General features: G+C 74.0%; 15 protein-coding genes. 4 read left to right on the forward strand and 11 right to left on the reverse strand.

From position 1 onward, the window contains the following. Positions 1-115: 115 nt before the first annotated feature. Entirely contained in the window at positions 116-676 is a 561-nt protein-coding gene (locus HLB15_RS04900; protein WP_171104186.1) for a hypothetical protein, read from the reverse strand. 55 nt (positions 677-731) lie between these two features. Beyond that, on the reverse strand, positions 732-1,949 hold the full coding sequence (locus HLB15_RS04905) for a toxic anion resistance protein (RefSeq protein WP_171104187.1): 1,218 nt from the start codon (positions 1,947-1,949) through the stop codon (positions 732-734). 239 nt (positions 1,950-2,188) lie between these two features. Here HLB15_RS04905 and HLB15_RS04910 point away from each other — a divergent pair, with 239 nt between their 5' ends. From HLB15_RS04910 to HLB15_RS04925, 4 genes are read left to right on the forward strand one after another with little or no spacing between them, the layout of a single operon-like run. Then, positions 2,189-3,853, forward strand: coding sequence for an ABC transporter substrate-binding protein (locus HLB15_RS04910; RefSeq protein WP_171104188.1), 1,665 nt, complete (start codon positions 2,189-2,191; stop codon positions 3,851-3,853). Continuing rightward, a complete protein-coding gene (locus HLB15_RS04915) occupies positions 3,850-4,833 on the forward strand; it encodes an ABC transporter permease (protein WP_212759523.1) in 984 nt (327 codons plus the stop codon). The genes HLB15_RS04910 and HLB15_RS04915 overlap by 4 nt, the downstream gene beginning before the upstream one ends. After that, positions 4,830-5,648, forward strand: coding sequence for an ABC transporter permease (locus HLB15_RS04920; protein ID WP_171104189.1), 819 nt, complete (start codon positions 4,830-4,832; stop codon positions 5,646-5,648). Before HLB15_RS04915 ends, HLB15_RS04920 begins: the two co-directional genes overlap by 4 nt. Then, positions 5,645-7,291 (forward strand): dipeptide ABC transporter ATP-binding protein, encoded by a 1,647-nt coding sequence (locus HLB15_RS04925; protein WP_171104190.1) that lies wholly within the window; start codon positions 5,645-5,647, stop codon positions 7,289-7,291. Before HLB15_RS04920 ends, HLB15_RS04925 begins: the two co-directional genes overlap by 4 nt. A gap of 82 nt (positions 7,292-7,373) precedes the next feature. Here the strand turns inward: HLB15_RS04925 and HLB15_RS04930 are convergent, their stop codons facing one another. The 9 genes from HLB15_RS04930 to dhaK form a co-directional block, all read right to left on the reverse strand. After that, complete coding sequence (locus HLB15_RS04930) at positions 7,374-8,963, reverse strand: ATP-dependent DNA ligase (RefSeq protein WP_171104191.1); 1,590 nt, start codon at positions 8,961-8,963, stop codon at positions 7,374-7,376. A 38-nt stretch (positions 8,964-9,001) separates the two neighbouring features. Further along, a complete protein-coding gene (locus HLB15_RS04935; RefSeq protein ID WP_311979556.1) occupies positions 9,002-11,290 on the reverse strand; it encodes a DNA glycosylase AlkZ-like family protein in 2,289 nt (762 codons plus the stop codon). Positions 11,291-11,476: 186 nt separating this feature from the next. Further along, positions 11,477-11,950 (reverse strand): nucleoside-diphosphate kinase, encoded by a 474-nt coding sequence (gene ndk, locus HLB15_RS04940; protein WP_171104192.1) that lies wholly within the window; start codon positions 11,948-11,950, stop codon positions 11,477-11,479. An 85-nt stretch (positions 11,951-12,035) separates the two neighbouring features. Further along, entirely contained in the window at positions 12,036-12,476 is a 441-nt protein-coding gene (locus HLB15_RS04945; RefSeq protein WP_171104193.1) for a DUF4233 domain-containing protein, read from the reverse strand. Beyond that, positions 12,473-14,152, reverse strand: a complete 1,680-nt coding sequence (locus HLB15_RS04950; protein ID WP_229785229.1) for an MDR family MFS transporter — start codon at positions 14,150-14,152, stop codon at positions 12,473-12,475. Before HLB15_RS04950 ends, HLB15_RS04945 begins: the two co-directional genes overlap by 4 nt. A 37-nt stretch (positions 14,153-14,189) precedes the next feature. Beyond that, entirely contained in the window at positions 14,190-14,873 is a 684-nt protein-coding gene (locus HLB15_RS04955; RefSeq protein WP_171104194.1) for a TetR/AcrR family transcriptional regulator, read from the reverse strand. Between the two features lie 58 nt (positions 14,874-14,931). After that, a complete protein-coding gene (locus HLB15_RS04960; RefSeq protein WP_171104195.1) occupies positions 14,932-15,669 on the reverse strand; it encodes an HPr family phosphocarrier protein in 738 nt (245 codons plus the stop codon). Then, a complete protein-coding gene (gene dhaL / locus HLB15_RS04965; RefSeq protein ID WP_171104196.1) occupies positions 15,666-16,364 on the reverse strand; it encodes a dihydroxyacetone kinase subunit DhaL in 699 nt (232 codons plus the stop codon). Before dhaL ends, HLB15_RS04960 begins: the two co-directional genes overlap by 4 nt. Positions 16,365-16,384: 20 nt before the next feature. Continuing rightward, entirely contained in the window at positions 16,385-17,380 is a 996-nt protein-coding gene (gene dhaK, locus HLB15_RS04970; protein WP_171104197.1) for a dihydroxyacetone kinase subunit DhaK, read from the reverse strand. Positions 17,381-17,472: the final 92 nt, after the last annotated feature.

Consider the following 17,472-nt stretch of genomic DNA (forward strand, 5'->3'; position numbering starts at 1 on the left):
AGCCGCTCGCCCTCGCCGCGAGCCGCCGCGGCGGCGAGGCCCGCGGCGCTGCCGGTGGCCGCGAGGGCGTCGAGCGCGTCGGTGAGCGCGGCGCCTCCGCTCCGCGTGCCGCCGCTCACGGTGCCTCCAGCGGAGCGGGCCCCGGGGCCGTGCCCTGTCCCGACCCCTGTCCCGATCGCTGGCCGGGCAGCGTGAGCCCCGACGAGGTGCCGAACTTCTCCTCGAGGAACCGGCCGTGGGCCACGAGGGCCACGGCGTCGGCGCGCGAGACGGCGTCGGAGATCTTGTCGAGCGTCGCGCCGAGCAGGTCGAGCTGGTCGCACAGGATCATGAGCGACGTCTTGCCGCGGTCCACGACGCGCCGGTCGGCGAAGTCCCGGGGCAGGCGCAGGTAGGCGTCGACGGCCTCGGGCAGGTAGCTGGTGGCCGTGGCCACCACGGTGTGCGCCTGCTGCGAGCCGGCGCCGAGCCGGTCCAGGCGTGGCGCCATCTCGTGCACCGTCTCGGCCACACGCTGCACCCGGGCCGTCACGGCGGCGGGTGCACGGCCGGTGGCGCGAGCCACGACGGCGTCGACGGACGTGACGATCTGCTCCGTGGTGGGCGGCGCGGGCACGGCAGGCAGCTGCGCGGGCTCGGGGCGGCCGCCGCCGAGCAGCCGCCGCCACCAGCTCATGCCAGTCACCTCGTACCCCGCCTCGTCGCCTGCCTCGCGTCCTGCCCGTACGCCGTCACCGGGCGTCGAGGTCGAGGGAGCCGCTCGCCACGCCGTCGGTGTCCGTGCGCCGCGCCCGCTCGACGTACTCGGCGGCCTTGGCGGTCTCGGTCTGCAGCACGCCGACGGTCTGCGCCATCGAGTCGAGCGCCCGGGTCTTGAAGTCGCTGATCGAGTCCATCGTCGCGTAGATGTTCGCGAACGCCGACTGGAGCTGCTCGATCCCGACGGTCGAGCTCGCGGCCTGCTCCTGGATGGTCGCGGACTGGTCGGCGAGCATCTTCGAGGTCGAGGCGATCATGGCCGACGTCGTGCTGTTGAGCGCGCCGATCTGGTCCAGGACCAGCTTCTGGTTCGCCAGCGCCTGCGCCACGATGACGGCGGTGCGCAGCGCGGAGACCGTCGTCGTCGTCGCGCGGTCGACGCCCTTGGTGAGCTCGATGTTGTTCTTGATGATGATGTCGATCGCGAGGTAGCCCTGGATCGAGACGGCGAGCTGCGTGAGCAGGTCCTGGTGCTTCTGGCGCACGTAGAACAGCACGTCCTCCGACAGCGCCGTGGCGCGGTCCGGGTCGGCGGCCCGGAGCTCGGCGATCTTCGCGGAGAGCTGGGCGTCGAGCCGCTCGGCCACGTAGATGTACTGGTTGAGCCGCGTCATCGTGTCCCAGAGGCTCTGCTTCTCCAGGTTGAGCGCGGCGTTGTCCTTGCGCAGCTCGTCCTGCCCGTTGTAGAGCGCCTGGATGATGGCGTTCAGCTGGCCCTGGGCGGACTCGTACCGGCGGAAGTAGTCCTGCAGCTTGTCGCCGAACGGGATGATGCCCAGGATCTTGCGGCCCACGCTCGCCTCGGACGGGTCGAGGTCCTCGACCGTGCGGCGCAGCTCCAGCAGCGTCCGGCCCACTGTCGAGCCGTCCGACAGCCCGCCCTCCTTGAGCGCGCGGACGGGCGTGGCCAGGAGGCGGTTGCTCGCGTCGGCGGCCTGACGGATGTCCTGGTCGCCCATGGTGCGCACGTCGTCGGCGCGGCGGGCGAACTCGGGGCTCTTCGTGTCCGTGGACAGCAGGCCATCGAGGTAGGTGGACACCTTGCGGTCGAGGGCCGGCGCGACGGCGGGGTCCACCTTGGGCGCCATGGCGGGCGCCTGCGTGCCGGCGACGGGCTGCACGGGGTCGGGCGCCGTGAGCACGAGCGGCTCGGCAGGTGCCGGTGGTTGAAGCGGCGTCGGCTCGGTCATCGGTGCTCCTTGCGATAGGGCGTCCGAACCCGGCGAGTATATGCGGGCCGTGCTGCCCGCCGGGAGGAAAACGCCTGCGTAGGAGGTGAGAACGAGCCGGGCGGCGCGGAAGTTTCCACCGGCGTCGCTGTGGTGCGTCCCACAGGCCTCGTGCGGGCGGAATAGGGTCGCTGCGGGGTGGGGTTTGGGAGCATGAACGCAGTCGTCGGACAACCTCCAGACAGGATGTGCACCAAGCCATGCCCCTGCGCCGGTCCACCCGCCCGCGTGCCGCCGCCGTCGTCGTCGCGGCCGCCGCGCTGTTCCTCGCCGCCTGCACCTCCGGTGGCACCTCGCCCGACCAGGAGTCGGGTGAACCCGTCGCCGGCGGCACCCTGACCTACGCCTCCGGCGACGCCGAGCCGTCGTGCCTCGACCCGCACGTCGGCGGCAACTACCCGCAGGCGCTCGTCGCCACCCAGTACCTCGAGTCCCTCGTCTCGCTCTCCGACGACGGCGAGGTCGTGCCGTGGCTGGCCACCGAGTGGAGCGAGAGCGACGACGGCATGGCCTGGGAGCTGCGCCTGCGCGACGACGTCACCTTCACCGACGGCACGCCGTTCGACGCCGAGGCCGTCGCCGCCAACATCGCGCACGTGCAGGACCCGGCCACGGCGTCGTCGACCGGGTACCTGGCGCTCGCCAAGGTGCAGGACGTCGTGGCCGTCGAGGACCACCTCGTGCGCCTCGAGCTGAGCGAGCCCGACAGCGCCCTGCTGGAGTCGCTGTCGCAGGTGTGGGTGGCCATGGAGTCGCCGAAGGCCCTGGAGCGCAGCCAGGAGGAGAACTGCGCCGCGCCGGTGGGCACCGGGCCGTTCGTCGTCGACGAGTGGGACCGGCAGGAGTCGGTGACGCTCGTGCGCAACGAGGACTACGTCTCCCCGCCCGGAGACGTCGAGGTGCCCGACGGCGGTGCGCTGCCGTACCTCGACACCATCGTGTGGCGGTTCATCCCCGACTCCGCGAGCCGGTACGCGGCGCTGCAGTCCGGCGAGGTGCAGGTCATCGACAACGCCCAGCCCGACACCATCGTCTCCGCCGAGGAGGACCCCGCGCTCGAGGAGCTCGACGCCCCGCGCCCCGGCGCGGCCAACCGCATCGAGCTCAACGCGGGCAAGGCCCCCTTCGACGACGAGCGCGTCCGCGAGGCGTTCATCCGCTCCGTCGACGTCGAGGCGGGCATCGAGAGCCTGTTCTTCGGCACCGCGGAGCGCTCGTACTCGCCGCTGTCGTCCGTCGAGCCGCTCGGCCTGAGCGAGCCCGACCTGTTCAGCGTCGACACCGACGCCGCGGCGCGGCTGCTCGACGAGGCGGGCTGGACCGAGCGCGACGCCGAGGGCTACCGCACCAAGGACGGCGAGCGCCTCACCCTCGACTTCCCGGTGAGCACCAACCAGTCCATCCCGGCCGAGCAGTCGCTGTTCGAGCAGATCCAGGCCGACGCGCGCACGGCGGGCTTCGAGGTGCGGCTGCACCCGCTGGACCTGTCGAGCTGGTACGAGACGCTCGCGCAGAACGACTACGACCTCGTGAGCGCCCCGTACACCAAGGTCGGGCCGGACGTGCTGCGGATCCTGTACCACTCGGCGAGCATCGAGCCGGCGCCCAGCGGCTACTTCGCGAACCTGGCCCAGGTGGACGACCCGGAGCTCGACGACCTGCTCGCCCGCGCGGCCTCGACCAGCCGGGACGACGAGCGCGCCAGCCTCTACGAGCAGGCGCAGCGGATCATCCTCGAGGGCTACCACATCCTGCCGCTGTACGACCAGCAGAACCACTTCCTGCACTCGTCGTCCGTGCGCGGGCTGCGGGCCATGCCCACCGTGTCCACGCCGACGTTCGCCGAGGCCTGGCTGGCGTCTTGACCCTCCCCGTCCCCACCACAGGGGCCCGCAGACGGCCGGTGCCGGGTGCCCGGCGCTGGCTGCTGCTGCGCGCGGGCGGCGTGGTGTTCGTGCTGTGGGCGGCGGCGACGGTCACGTTCTTCGCGCTGCGGCTGATCCCCGGCGACCCCGCCGAGGCGATCCTCGGCGGGCCCGGGTCGCAGGCCGGGCCCGAGGCGCTCGAGCAGGTGCGCCGCGAGTACGGCCTCGACCGGCCGCTCGTCGTGCAGTACCTCGCCTACCTCGGGCGCCTGCTCGCCGGCGACCTGGGGCAGTCGTACTCGCTGCGCGAGCCGGTCGCCTCGGCGATCGGGGAGCAGCTCGGCGCCACGCTGACGCTCGCGGTGTCCGCGCTCGTGCTGGCCTGGGCACTGGCGTGCGCGCTCGCGGCGTGGAGCGTGCGCGGCGGGCGCGTCGCCTGGGCCGTCGGCTCGGGCCTCGAGCTGGTGGCAGCGGCCGTGCCGCACTTCTGGCTCGCGACGGTGCTCATCCTGTTCTTCTCGACGACGCTCGGCGTGCTGCCGCCGGTCAGCGTGCCGGGCCCGCTCGGCGTGGTCCTGCCCGCGCTGACCCTCGCGGTCCCGCTCGCCGGGTTTCTCGGGCAGGTGATGCGGGAGTCGCTGCTGAGCGCCATGGAGTCGCCGTTCGTCACGACGGCGCGGGCCCGCGGCGAGAGCGAGGTGCGCATCTTCTGGCGGCACACGCTGCGGCACGCGGCCATCCCCGCCGTGGGGCTGTCCGGGTGGGCCTTCGGCTCGCTGATCAGCGGCGCCGTCGTCGTCGAGGCGGTCTTCGCGCGGCAGGGGCTCGGGCGCAGCCTGCTGTCCGCCGTGCAGCTGCGCGACGTCACGCTCGTGACCGGCATCGTGCTCGTCGTCGCGCTCGCCTACACGCTGATGACGCTGCTCACCGACGTCGCCGACCGCCTCGTCGACCCGCGCACCCGGACGGTGCCGCGGTGAGCGCGCGCGGGTTCCGCCCGACCGTGGCGGAGGCGCTCGCGGGCGTGGTGCTCGTGCTGCTGCTCGTCGCGGCGTTCTGGCCCGGGCTGCTCGCGCCCGGCGACCCGCTCGCGGTCTCGCGCACCGAGGCGTTCCAGCCGCCCTCGCTCGCGCACCTGTTCGGCACCGACGAGTCCGGGCGCGACATCTACACGCGCGTGGTGCACGGCGCCGCCGAGTCGCTGCGGATCGGCGTGCTCGCCACCGCGATCGGCATCGGCCTGGCCACGGTGCTCGGGCTCGTCGCCGGACTGGGGCCGCGGTGGCTCGACTTCGGCACCACCCGGTTCGTCGAGGTGCTGTTCGCGTTCCCCGGCCTGCTGCTCGCGCTGCTGTTCATCGTGGTCACCGGGCCGGGCGTGGTGAGCTCGACGGTCGCCGTCGGGCTCGCGACCGCGCCCGGCTACGCCCGGATCATCCGCTCCCAGGTGCGCCGGACGGCGTCCGCCGAGTTCGTCGAGGCCGCGCGCGTGCTCGGGCGCGGCCGGTTCTGGATCGTGACCCGGCACGTGCTGCCGAACGTCACGGCCGCGCTGTTCGTGCTGGCCACCCTCGGGCTCGGGCAGGCGGTCATCTGGGTGTCGTCCCTGAGCTACCTCGGCCTGGGCGCCGTGCCGCCCGCCGCCGAGTGGGGCGCGATGCTGGCCGCGGGCCGCACCTACATCGCGAACTTCTGGTGGATGACGTTCTTCCCCGGGCTGGCCATCGTGGCGAGCGCCGCGGCGGCCACGGTGCTGGGCCGGGGGATCCAGAAGCGGAACAGGAGCGCGGCATGAGCGGGGCAGTGCTTCGCGTCGACGACCTGGCGGTCAGCTTCGGCGGGCGCCGGGTCGTCGACGGCGTGAGCTTCGAGGTGGCGGCGGGCGAGTGCGTGGCGATCGTCGGCGAGTCCGGCTCGGGCAAGAGCGTCACCGCACGCAGCGTCCTCGGCCTCGCGGGCGACGGCGCCCGGGTGACGGCCGCCGCGCTGACCGTCGCGGGGGAGGCGGTGCTCGGCCTGTCCGGGCGGCGCCTGCGCCGGCTGCGCGGCGGCACCGTGGGGTTCATCGCGCAGGACGCGCTCGTCTCGCTCGACCCCCTGCGGCCCGTCGGCCGCGAGATCGCCGACACCCTCGCCCTGCACACCGACCTCGACGCCGCAGCCCGGCGCGAGCGCACGCTCGAGCTGCTGCGCCGCGTCGGCCTCGACGACCCCGAGCTGCGCGCCCGGCAACGCCCCGGCCAGCTCTCCGGCGGGCAGCGGCAGCGCGCGCTCATCGCGGCGGGCATCGCCGCCGACCCCGCGCTCGTCATCGCCGACGAGCCCACCACGGCCCTCGACCAGCCCGTCCAGGCGGGTGTGCTGCGGCTGCTGGGGCAGCTGCGCGACGAGGGCACCGGTGTGCTGCTCATCAGCCACGACCTCGCGGTGGTGCGCGGCGTCGCCGACCGGGTGCTCGTCATGACCGACGGGGCGCTGGTCGAGGAGGGCACGCCCGCCGAGGTCCTCGGCCACCCGCGCCACCCGTACACGAAGGCGCTGGTCGCCGCGGTCCCGGCGGGCCGCCCCCGCGGGGTCCCGCTCCTGGACGCTGCGGCTGCGGACGCCGACTCCGGCGGACGGAGGAACAGTCGGCGCACCGGAGCTCATGAGCCGACAACTCCTCCGCTCGACGGCTCGGACGTCCTGATGTCCGTCAGCGGGGTGCGGCGGGTGTTCCACGTCGCCGGGCGGGACATCGTGGCCGCCGACGACGTCTCGCTCACCCTCCGGGCAGGCCGCACCCTCGGGCTGGTGGGCGAGTCGGGCTCCGGCAAGTCGACCACCGCGCGCCTCCTGCTCGGCCTCGAGCAGCCCGACGCCGGCGAGGTCACCCTGCTCGGCGAGCCCTGGAGCCCCGGCCCGGAGAGCGCGCGCCGCGCCCGCAGGCCCCTGGTCGGCGCCGTGTTCCAGGACGCGCTCAGCTCGTTCGACCCCCGCTGGACCGTCGGCACCGTCCTCGCCGACGCCGTCACCCGCGGCCGGTCGCTGCGCCCCGGACCTGTCCGCGCCGAGATCACGGCCCTGCTGGGCACGGTCGGCCTCGATGCCGACGTCGCGGCGCGCCGTCCGCTGCACCTGTCCGGCGGGCAGCGGCAGCGGGTCTCGATCGCGCGGGCGCTCGCGGCGGACCCCCGCGTGCTGATCCTCGACGAGCCGGTCTCGGCCCTCGACGTCTCGGTCCAGGCCCAGGTGCTCGACCTCCTGGACCGGCTCCAGCGCGAGCGCAACCTCGCGTACCTGCTGATCACGCACGACCTCGGCGTCGCGCTGCACATGAGCGACGACCTCGCGGTGCTGCAGCACGGCCGGGTGGTCGAGCACGGGCCGGCGTCGACGGTGCTGGAGGACCCGCAGCACCCGTACGCCCGGCGGCTGCGGGAGGCGGCCGGGCTCTAGGTGCGCGTCCTGGGCTCGCGGACCGACCCGCCCGTTGCCGAGTCTCCCGCGAACGACTCGCGCGGTGTGGGGCGGACCTCGCTCAGAACCCCGCGAGCAGCCGCACCGTGTCGATGGTGTCGGCCTCGGCGGCGCTCTTGTCGTCGCGGTAGCGCAGCACGCGCGCGAACCGCAGCGCGAGCCCGCCCGGGTAGCGGGTCGAGCGCTGCAGCCCGTCGAAGGCGATCTCGACGACCTGCTCGGGGCGGACGGTGACGACCCAGCCGTCGTCCTCGACCTCGAGCTCGCGGAACCGGCGCGTCTGCCACGCGAGCGTCTCGTCGGTCATGCCCTTGAACGTCTTGCCGAGCATCGTGAAGCCGCCCTGCGGGTTGCGCGCGCCGAGGTGGATGTTCGACAGCCAGCCCTCCCGCCGCCCCGAGCCGCGCTCGACGGCGAGCACCACGAGGTCGAGCGTCTGGCGCGGCTTGACCTTGACCCAGCCGGCGCCCCGGCGTCCGGCCGCGTAGGGGGCGTCGAGGGTCTTGACCACCACGCCCTCCTGACCCTCGCGCAGCGCGCCGGCGAAGAACTCCGCGGCCGCGTCGGCGTCCGCCGTGACCAGGCGGCGCACCGTGTGCGGCGCCGCGACCTCGTCGAGGACGGCGAGGCGGTCGCGCAGCGGGTCGTCGACGAGGTCGCGCCCGTCGGCGTGCAGCACGTCGAAGAAGAACGGCGTCAGCCGTAGCTGTTCGGCCAGCTCCGCCTCCGCCGGTGCGCCCCGTCCCCGGCCGGACTCGCGCGTCGCCGAACGGGCCGCCGTCTCCTGGAACGGCCGCGGCACGCCGTCCTCGTCGACCGCCAGCGCCTCGCCGTCGAGCACCAGCCGTCGCGTGGGCAGCGCACGCACCACCTCGACGATCTCGGGCACGCGGGCCGTGATGTCGTCCAGCGAGCGGGTCACCACGAGCACGTCGTCACCGTCGCGGTGCACCTGGATGCGGATGCCGTCGAGCTTGACGTCGACGCACAGCCCGGCGTCGCCGTCGGGAGCGAGCTTCTCGAACGCCGCCGCGATGTCCGGGGCGGACTGCGCGAGCATCGGCCGCACCGGCCGTCCGACCTCGAGCGTGAACGACGCCAGCGCGGCGATCGGGTCGTCGGCGAGCAGGACGGCGCTTGCGACCGGGCCGGTCGCGCCGCGCATCATGACCGCGCGGCGGACGGCGTCGGCGGGCACCTCCGCTGCCTCCGCGACGGCGTCGACCATGACGGAGTCGAGCGCGCCCTGCCGCAGCTCGCCGGAGACGAGGCCGCGCAGCAGCGCCTGCTCGCGCTCGGTCGCGGAGCCGAACAGCTCGCCGGTCGCCGTCGACCGTGCCTGTGCCGACCCCGGTCCCTCGAACGCGGCCATCGCGGCGAACGCCGCGTCGACCTCGCGCACCGTGAGGCCGGGCTCGTCGGCGGGCGGGGGCAGGTCGCGCAGCGCGGCGTACCCCAGACCGGTGCGGCGCTGGCGGAGCGACCCGGCGAGGTAGGCGACGACGATCTCGAGGTCGTCGGCCCGGTCATGCCCAGGCGCGGTGCCCGTGGCCGTACGGCGCAGGAGGTCGGCGATCGCGGCGCGCTTGGCGAGGCGCGAGCGTGTGGCGGCGACGGCGTCGGACGTGGCGGCGACCTCTGCGAGCAGCATGGTCCATCTTGACGCGCGTGCCCGGCGCCCGCAGGAGGTCAGTCGTGCGGCCAGGCGGCAATCGCGTCGTCGACCGCCGTGCGGACCTCGTCCGGCGCCGACGGCACCAGCTCGTACGCGGGCTCGCCCTTCCTCGGCGCGCGGCGCCACGTGCCGACCAGCCGCCCGTCCAGCAGCACGGCAGGCCGGAAGATGCCGTTCGTGAACGGCACGACGAGCCGCATCGTGTCCGCGTCCGCGATCAGGTCGCGGTCCTGGTAGCCGAGCACGGTCTCGTCGAAGCCGGGCACGAGCAGCACACCTGGCGGCGCGACGGCCTCGTCCCGCGCCGCCTTCGCCTCGTCGAGCGCCGACTGCAGGTGCAGCACGCTCGGCGCCGCCGCCGAGCCGCCCCACGCGCGGGTGGCACCGAGCAGGTCGCCCGCGCGCGTGACGGCGACGACCGGCTGGTCGCGCACGAGCGCCCGGGCACGCGCGAGGTCGTCCACCACGACGACGTCACGCAGGATCGTCAGCAGCGCGCCCGACGCCGGGCCCGCCGCGCGGACCACGTCGGTGGCCCACCGGGCACCGGCGGGGAGGTCGACCGCAGGACGGTCGGCCCCCGCCCCCGGGCCGTCGCCGCCCACCACGAGGCTGGCGCGGCCGGCGTCCTGGTCGCGCAGCAGGCGCAGCGCGTCGACGGCCTCGTCGATCCCCGCGACGGCCACGGCGTCGGCCACCGGGCCGAGCGCGGCGGCCACGGCGTCCTCGAACCCGGGCTCGATGCCGAGCAGTGCGGCCACCGAGCCCAGCACGCCTGCCTGGTCGGCGGCGAGCAGCGTGCCCGCGCCGTCCTTGCGGTCGAGGCTCAGCTCGAGCGCCTCGACCTTCGCCTCCGCGGCGCTGCGGTCGCGCTGCGCCGTCGTCACTTGCTCCTGGAGGTGCCGCACCTCCGCCTTGGCGAGCTCGAGCACCTCCGAGGCCGCCTCGTGCGCGACCTCGAGCGACTCCGTGCCCTCCTCGCCGCCGCCGACCTCGGCCTCGAGGGCGCCGAGCTCGCGCGACGTCTCCTCGACACGCTGCTCGGCCTCGAGCAGCGCGTCGCGGAGGCGGTCCAGCTCCGACTGGGCCGCCTCGACGCGGCTGCGCCGCGCGGCCACCTGACCGGCCAGGCGCGCCAGGCCCTCACGCCGGTCCGCGGCGGCGCGCAGCAGCGCGGCGTGCGACCGCTCGGCGGCCTGCGCCGCCGCCTCGGCCTCGGCACGCGCGTCGACGGCGGACTCGACGACCTCGCGAGCCATCTCGACCTCGGTGAGCAGCTCCTCCTCGCTGGCGCGGGCCCTGGCCGCCTGCGCCTCGAGGTCGTCCGGGTCCTGCCCCTGGTGCGCTGGCTCGGCCGTGCCGAGCAGCCGGGCGCGCTCGGCCGCCAGCGACTGGAGGCTGCGCAGCCGCTCGCGCGTCTGGGAGAGGGCGAAGACGGTGTCGCCCGCCTGGCTCACCTGCTGCGACTCCGCCGACGTCTCGGCCTCGAGCCGGGCCAGCGTGGCACGGGCCTCGGACAGCGCGGCCTCGGTCTCCGCCTGGCGCTGCCGCAGCGAGCGCTCGTCGGCGCGCTCCTGCTCGAGCTGGGCCGTGAGCTGCGCGAGGTCGTCCGCGAGCAGACGCGACTTCGCGTCACGCAGGTCGCGCTGCACGGTCTGCGCCTTGCGCGCCGCCTCGGCCTGCCTGCCGAGCGGTCCGAGCTGGCGGCGCAGCTCCGCGGTGAGGTCGCCCAGGCGCGCCAGGTTGCCCTGCATCGCGTCGAGCTTGCGCAGCGCCTTCTCCTTGCGCTTGCGGTGCTTGAGGACGCCTGCGGCCTCCTCGATGAAACCGCGGCGCTCCTCCGGCGTGGCGCGCAGGACGGCGTCGAGCTGGCCCTGGCCGACCACGACGTGCATCTCGCGCCCGATGCCGGAGTCGCTGAGCAGCTCCTGGATGTCGAGCAGGCGGCAGGCGTTGCCGTTGATGGCGTACTCGGACCCGCCGCTGCGGAACAGCGTGCGCGAGATCGTCACCTCGGTGTAGTCGATCGGCAGCGCGCCGTCGGTGTTGTCGATCGTCAGCGACACCTCGGCGCGTCCGAGCGGGGCGCGGCCGGAGGTGCCCGCGAAGATGACGTCGTCCATCTTGCCGCCGCGCAGCGACTTGGCACCCTGCTCGCCCATGACCCAGGCCAGGGCGTCGACCACGTTCGACTTGCCGGAACCGTTGGGCCCCACCACGCAGGTGATGCCCGGCTCCAGCTCGAGGGTGGTCGCCGACGCGAAGGACTTGAATCCTCGGAGCGTGAGCGTCTTCAGGTGCACGGGCTCGAGCCTAACGGTGAGAACGGTCGATTCCTCGGACCGACGTCCGATCCACGCCGAGGTAGTCATCTGGCGAGGTAGTCACGTGGCGAGGTAGTCGTGCAGCGAGGTAGTCATCCGGTCCGCGCTGGATGACTACCTCGCCAACTGACTACCTCGCCACGTGACTACCTCGGCGGGCGGGGGTCAGGGGAGGGTGGGGAACCAGAGGGAGATCTCACGGGCCGCCGACTCCGCGGAGTCGGAGCCGTGCACCAGGTTCTGCTGGACGGCCGTGCCCCAGTCGCGCCCGAGGTCGCCGCGGATCGTGCCCGGCGCGGCCTCCGTCGGGTTCGTCGCGCCCGCGAGCGAGCGGAAGCCCGGGATGACGCCCTCGCCCTCGGCCACGACGGCCAGGACCGGTCCGGACATCATGAACTCGACCAGCGGACCGTAGAACGGCTTGCCCTGGTGCTCGGCGTAGTGGGCTGCCAGCAGCTCCTCGGTGGCGTGCTTCAGCTCCACGGCGCGCAGGGTGTAGCCCTTGGTCTCGATGCGGCGCAGCACCTCTCCGGACAGGCCGCGGCGGACGCCGTCCGGCTTGACGAGGACGAGGGTGCGCTCGGCCACGGGCTGTGCCGAGGCCTCCGCGGGCAGGGTCTTCTCTGCGACGTCGGTCATGGGACGTAGCGTATCGGCTCCCTGACACGCCTGACGCCCAGGTCACCGGCGGTGGCCTGGGCGTCAGCAGGGGTCGGGCGGGCGGTCAGGGCGTGTTGGGCGCCGTCTCCGGGTGGGCCGCGTCGTACTCCGCGCGTTCACGGTCGACGCGCGCACCCAGGCGCAGCGCGTAGAACCACAGGACGACGAAGACGCCGCCGACCAGGAACATCATCGGCACCAGGAGGCCCATCGCCAGCACGGGGACCTGGGCGACCGTCCCGGCGGCGCGGCCGGCCTGCGAACCCTGCGCACGGGAGAGCACGAGCAGCACGACGGCGAGCACGCCGCCCAGCGTCCAGATCACGGGACCGGACTCGAGCCGCAGCGGACCGCGCCCGAACTCCGAGTCGCGCAGCCCCCACACCGCCAGCGTGGCGAACAGCACGAGGAACACCTCGAGCATCAGCGTGGTGGACGTGAACTGCACCAGCGCGGACTTCTTGGGCTTGATGCGGTCGCCGGGGGCGGGTCGGTCCTTGCTCACCGGTCCAGGATATCCGTCCGGTCCCCGGCCGCGGGCCCGTGCTCGGCGCAGGCCCCGGCCTCGTCGTCGGCCGGCGCGGCTCCGGCCGTCGGCGCCGCAGCGCCCTCCACGACGGCCTCGCCGCGGGCGACCATCCCCGCCTCGTTCGAGAGCTTGACCTCCTTGAGGAACAGCGCCAGCACCAGGCCGACGACCACGAGCGGCACGAGGTACCAGAACGCGGGCGCCAGGGCGTCGGCGAACGCGTCGACCACGCCGGTGCGCAGCGGCTCGGGCAGCTGCTCGACGATCTGCGGGGTCAGGCCCGACCCGCCGCCCTCGGGCACGGCGCCCTGCGGGAAGCCGCTGAACACGCCCTCGAGGTTGTCGCCGAGCCGCGAGGTGAACACCGTGGTGAAGGCCGCCGTACCGACGGCCGCGCCGATCTCGCGGAAGAAGTTGTTGGACGACGTCGCGGTGCCCAGCTCGTGCGGGTCCACCGCGTTCTGCACGGCGAGCACGATGGTCTGCATGATGAGGCCCATGCCGGCACCGAGCACGAAGATCATGGCGCCGAACAGCCACAGGGACATGCCGCCCTCGAGCCGGGTCAGCCAGACCATGCCGAGGATCGTGATGACCAGGCCCGCGACCGGGTACATCTTGTACCGGCCGGTCTTCGCGATCGCGAAGCCGGAGAGGATCGAGGTGAGCATGACGCCCGCCATCATCGGCAGCATCAGCAGGCCCGACTCGGTGACGCCCGCGCCGGCCGACATCTGCAGGAACGTCGGCAGCATCGACATGGCGGAGAACATGCCCATGCCGAGCACGAGCCCGATCAGCGTGGTGATGGTGAACGTGGGGTTCTTGAACAGCCGCAGCGGGATCAGCGGCTCGGCCACCCGGTTCTCGATCAGCACGAAGAGGCCGACGGCGACGACCGTGCCGAGGAGCAGGGTCATGAGGGTGGGGTCCGACCAGTCGTAGCCGTCGTTGCCGAGCGACTCCCAGCTCGTGAGCAGCACGATGCCGGTGGTGCCGAACGCCATGGTGAGGATGCCGCCCCAGTCGGTGGGCCGGTTCGAACGGTGCGAGGGCAGCTTGAGCGCGACGTAGGCGATGACCCAGGCCGCGATGCCGATCGGCACGTTGATCCAGAACGTCCAGCGCCAGCCGGGGCCGTCGGTCAGCCAGCCGCCGAGCAGCGGGCCCGCGACGGCGGAGATGCCGAACAGGGCGCCCATCGGGCCCATGTACTTGCCGCGGTCGGACGCGGGGATGATGTCGGCGATGATCGCCTGCGACAGGATCATCAGGCCGCCGCCGCCCAGACCCTGCACGGCGCGCCAGGCCACGAGCGCCTCGAAGGACTGCGCCATGCCGCCGCCGAGCGAGGCGACCACGAACAGGCCGACGGCCACGAGGAACGGCCAGCGCCGGCCGTAGAGGTCACCGAACTTGCCGTACAGCGGCATCGCGATCGCGATCGCGAGGATGTACGCGGTGATGACCCAGCCCTGGTGCTCGACGCCGTGCAGCTCGCCGACGATCGTGGGCATCGCGGTGCCGACGATGGTCTGGTCGAGGGAGGACAGGAACATCGAGGCCATGAGGGCCCCGAAGATCAGCCAGATCGTGCGCTGGTTGAGGACGACCAGCGGCTTGTCCGGCGCCGTGGAGACGGCGTGACTCATGGGTGGGGTGCCTTTCCGGGGAAGGGTCGGGGGGAGCTCAGGGAGCGACGTCGCCGGCGGCGAGGTCGAGGAGCTGGGAGACGGCCGAGGGCAGGTGGTCGGCCGCGCGGCCGGTGCAGCCCGCACGCTCCCAGGCAGCGAGCGAGGTGCGCAGCAGCATCAGGACGAGCAGGTTGAGCAGCTCGGTGTCGGTCGAGAACGGGTGCGCGGCGCGGCGGGCCTCGAAGATCTCGCCGAGCCGCTTCTGGTGCCGATCCAGCCAGGCCATGTGCCGCTGCAGGAGGCGCGGCTCCTGCTGCACGAGGTCGACGGCGCGTCGGACCCGGTCGTGGCCCTCGTCGGCGGTGGCGAGAAGGGCGGCGACCAGCACCTGCACGTCGGAGAGCAGCCGGCCGGTGGGGCCGCCGTCGACGAACGTACCCACCACGTCGTCGGGCAGGCCCGCGTCCTCCGCGCCGAGCACGGCATCGTCCTTGGACTCGAAGTAGTTGAAGAACGTGCGCGGCGAGACACCGGCCTGAGCGCTGATCATCTCGACGGTCACGGCGTCGAGGCCGTGCTCGGCGACGAGCTCCTGAGCGGCGTCGATCAGGGCGAGGCGGCGCGACCGCTTCTTGCGCTCGCGCAGCCCACGCTCGGCCGGGGTGCCCTCGAGGGCGTCCGCGAGCTCGCGCAGGCCGAGCGCCGGCGCGTCCGTCTCACGCGGGGTGGTGGGTGCCATGCGTCAATTCTTGCACCCCGCGCAAAAATGCATCAACTGCAAAAAGTTGAGACGGGCGTCACACCTCGCCGAAGCCTCCGTCGATCATCTCGACCACCGTCTCGACGGCCTCGGCCGCCCGCTCCCCCGTCGCCTCGACGCGCAGCTCGCGGCCCTGCGTCGCGCCGAGCGCCATGAGCTGCAGCACGCTCGAGGCGTCGACGCCGTCGATCGTCACCGCGGCGCCCAGCTCGGCGACCTTGCGCGACACCAGTGCGGCCGGGCGCGCGTGCAGGCCGAGCGGGTTGCGCACGGTCACGGTGCGTGACGTCGCGCCGTCCTCGGCCGGGGCCCCCGCCGCCGCGGTCGCGCCCTCCGCGGGCTGGTACATCGCCACCGACGCGTTCGCCGACTCGAGCACCGCCGCCAGGTCGGCACCGCCGTGCGCGGTCACCGCCGCGGCCACGGCACCCTCGACGAACGGGGCACGCGCCAGGACCACCCGCTCGGCGAGGGAGTCGTCCAGCTCCAGCACGGCCTCGACCGTGAGCACCGACGACCCCAGGTCGCCGAGCACCACGACGCCGCCGCCCTCGGCGTCGGCCGGCAGGTCCGCCGGCCCGCCCTCGCCGAGGCGCTCCAGGATGTCGCCCAGCTCCTTCTGGACGGCGTCGAGCGACGTGCCCAGCCCGCCGTCGGGCCCGCCGCCCACGCCACGGACCAGCACGTCGGGCGCCATCTGGCCGGCCAGCTCCGCGGCGCCGCGGGCCAGGTCGGCGGAGTGGGAGACGAGCAGGAGGGCCACCCGCGCCGTCATGCGGCGCTGCGGGGGTCGGCGGGGTCGGACTCCGGGCCGGTCGGGCCGGACACGGCCGCCGCCATCGCGGCGCCGAGCACGAGCGCGGTGGAGCGCGCGCCCGGGTCCTCGTGACCCGCGCTGCGCTCACCCAGGTAGGAGGCGCGCCCCTTGGTCGCGACGAGCGGGATCGTGCCCGTCGACGCCGTGTCCGCCGCCTCTGCCGCCGCCCGCAGCACGTCCACCTCGGAACCGCCGTCGTCCGCGGCGGCCTCCGCCGCGTCGACGGCCGCCTGCCACGCGTCCACCATCGTCTTCTCCCCCACCGTCGCCTTGCCCCGCGAGGCGACGCCCTCGAGGGCGGCCTCCAGCACCGCCACCACGGCGGGCGGGTCGATCTGCGAGCGCCCCGACACCTTCGCGGCCCGGAGGTACGCGGTCCCGTACAGGGGCCCCGACGCACCGCCCACCGTCGACATCAGGGTGGTCGCGACGAGCTTGAGCACGTCACCGACCGTCCGCTCCTCGTCCGCGGCGGGCTGCGCCGCCGTGTCGTCGAGCCGTGCCACCACGGCCTGGAAGCCGCGGTGCAGGTTCTCGCCGTGGTCGCCGTCGCCGATCTGCCGGTCGAGCTCGGTGAGCTCGTCCTTCGCGTCCGCCACGGCCTGAGCCGTGCGGCGGACCCAACGTTCCGCCCAGTCCGCGTCCAACGCCATGTCCGCCAGCCTTTCCTGTCTCACCACCGAAGTGCCGCAGTGGTCACCGGCGCGTCCCAGAGGGCTTCCAGCTCGTCGTCCAGCCGGAGCACCGTGACCGACGCTCCCTGCATCTCGAGGGACGTCACGTAGTTGCCCACCAGCGACCGGGAGACCGTCACGCCCCGCTCCTCGAGCAGGCGCCGCGCTCGACCATAGACCACGTAGAGCTCGGACAGCGGAGTGCCCCCCATTCCGTTGACGAACAGCAACACTCGGTCGCCGCCGGTCAGGCCCAGGTCGTCCGCCACCGGCGCGAGGAGCATCTCGGTGACCTCGTCGGCGCTCGCCGCGGGGACGCGGCGGCGGCCCGGCTCGCCGTGGATGCCGATGCCGACCTCGATCTCGTCGTCGCCCAGGTCGAAGCTGGGCCGGCCGACGTGCGGCACGACGGGCGCGGCCAGGGCGACACCCATGGAGCGCACGTTCGCCACGACGCGCTGGGCGACGGCGGTCACCGTGCCCAGGTCGGCGCCCCGGTCGGCCGCCGCGCCGGCGATCTTCTCCACGGCGAGCGTGCCGGCCACGCCACGGCGACCCGCGGTGTAGAGCGAGTCCTCGACCGCGACGTCGTCGTTCACGAGCACGGTCGCGACCTCGACGCCCTCCGCCTCGGCGAGCTCGACCGCCGTCTCGAAGTTGAGCACGTCGCCCGTGTAGTTCTTGACGATCGCGAGCACGCCCGCGCCGCCGTCCGCCGCCTGGACGGCGGGCAGGATCTGGTCCGGCGTCGGCGACGTGAACACGGCGCCCGGCACGGCGGCGTCGAGCATGCCCGCGCCGACGAACCCCGCGTGCAGGGGCTCGTGGCCGGAGCCGCCGCCGCTGACGAGCCCGACCTTGCCGGTCACGGCTCCGCCTGCGCGGCTGACGAACACGGGCGACGAGCTGACCTGCACCAGGTCGGCGTGCGCGAGCGCGAAGCCGGCCAGGGAGTCGGCGACCGCGTCAGCGGGATCGTTCAGCAGCTTCTTCACGGCGACCTCCTCGTGGGCTGCGCGACCCGGCGACGGCGCCGGGCCGGCGAACGCGTCCCATGGCTTCATGTAACACCACGGACACGCCGGGC

The sequence above is a fragment of the Promicromonospora citrea genome, from assembly GCF_013004695.1.
GTDB lineage: Bacteria > Actinomycetota > Actinomycetes > Actinomycetales > Cellulomonadaceae > Promicromonospora > Promicromonospora citrea.

Excerpts from the sequence above, each read along its gene's own strand:
- HLB15_RS04950 (WP_229785229.1), bottom strand. The coding sequence starts at position 14,152 with ATGAGTCACGCCGTCTCCACGGCGCCGGACAAGCCGCTGGTCGTCCTC.
- HLB15_RS04900 (WP_171104186.1), bottom strand. The coding sequence starts at position 676 with ATGAGCTGGTGGCGGCGGCTGCTCGGCGGCGGCCGCCCCGAGCCCGCG.
- HLB15_RS04925 (WP_171104190.1), top strand. The coding sequence starts at position 5,645 with ATGAGCGGGGCAGTGCTTCGCGTCGACGACCTGGCGGTCAGCTTCGGC.
- HLB15_RS04905 (WP_171104187.1), bottom strand. The coding sequence starts at position 1,949 with ATGACCGAGCCGACGCCGCTTCAACCACCGGCACCTGCCGAGCCGCTC.
- HLB15_RS04955 (WP_171104194.1), bottom strand. The coding sequence starts at position 14,873 with ATGGCACCCACCACCCCGCGTGAGACGGACGCGCCGGCGCTCGGCCTG.
- dhaL (WP_171104196.1), bottom strand. The coding sequence starts at position 16,364 with ATGGCGTTGGACGCGGACTGGGCGGAACGTTGGGTCCGCCGCACGGCT.
- HLB15_RS04930 (WP_171104191.1), bottom strand. The coding sequence starts at position 8,963 with ATGCTGCTCGCAGAGGTCGCCGCCACGTCCGACGCCGTCGCCGCCACA.
- HLB15_RS04910 (WP_171104188.1), top strand. The coding sequence starts at position 2,189 with ATGCCCCTGCGCCGGTCCACCCGCCCGCGTGCCGCCGCCGTCGTCGTC.
- HLB15_RS04960 (WP_171104195.1), bottom strand. The coding sequence starts at position 15,669 with ATGACGGCGCGGGTGGCCCTCCTGCTCGTCTCCCACTCCGCCGACCTG.
- ndk (WP_171104192.1), bottom strand. The coding sequence starts at position 11,950 with ATGACCGACGTCGCAGAGAAGACCCTGCCCGCGGAGGCCTCGGCACAG.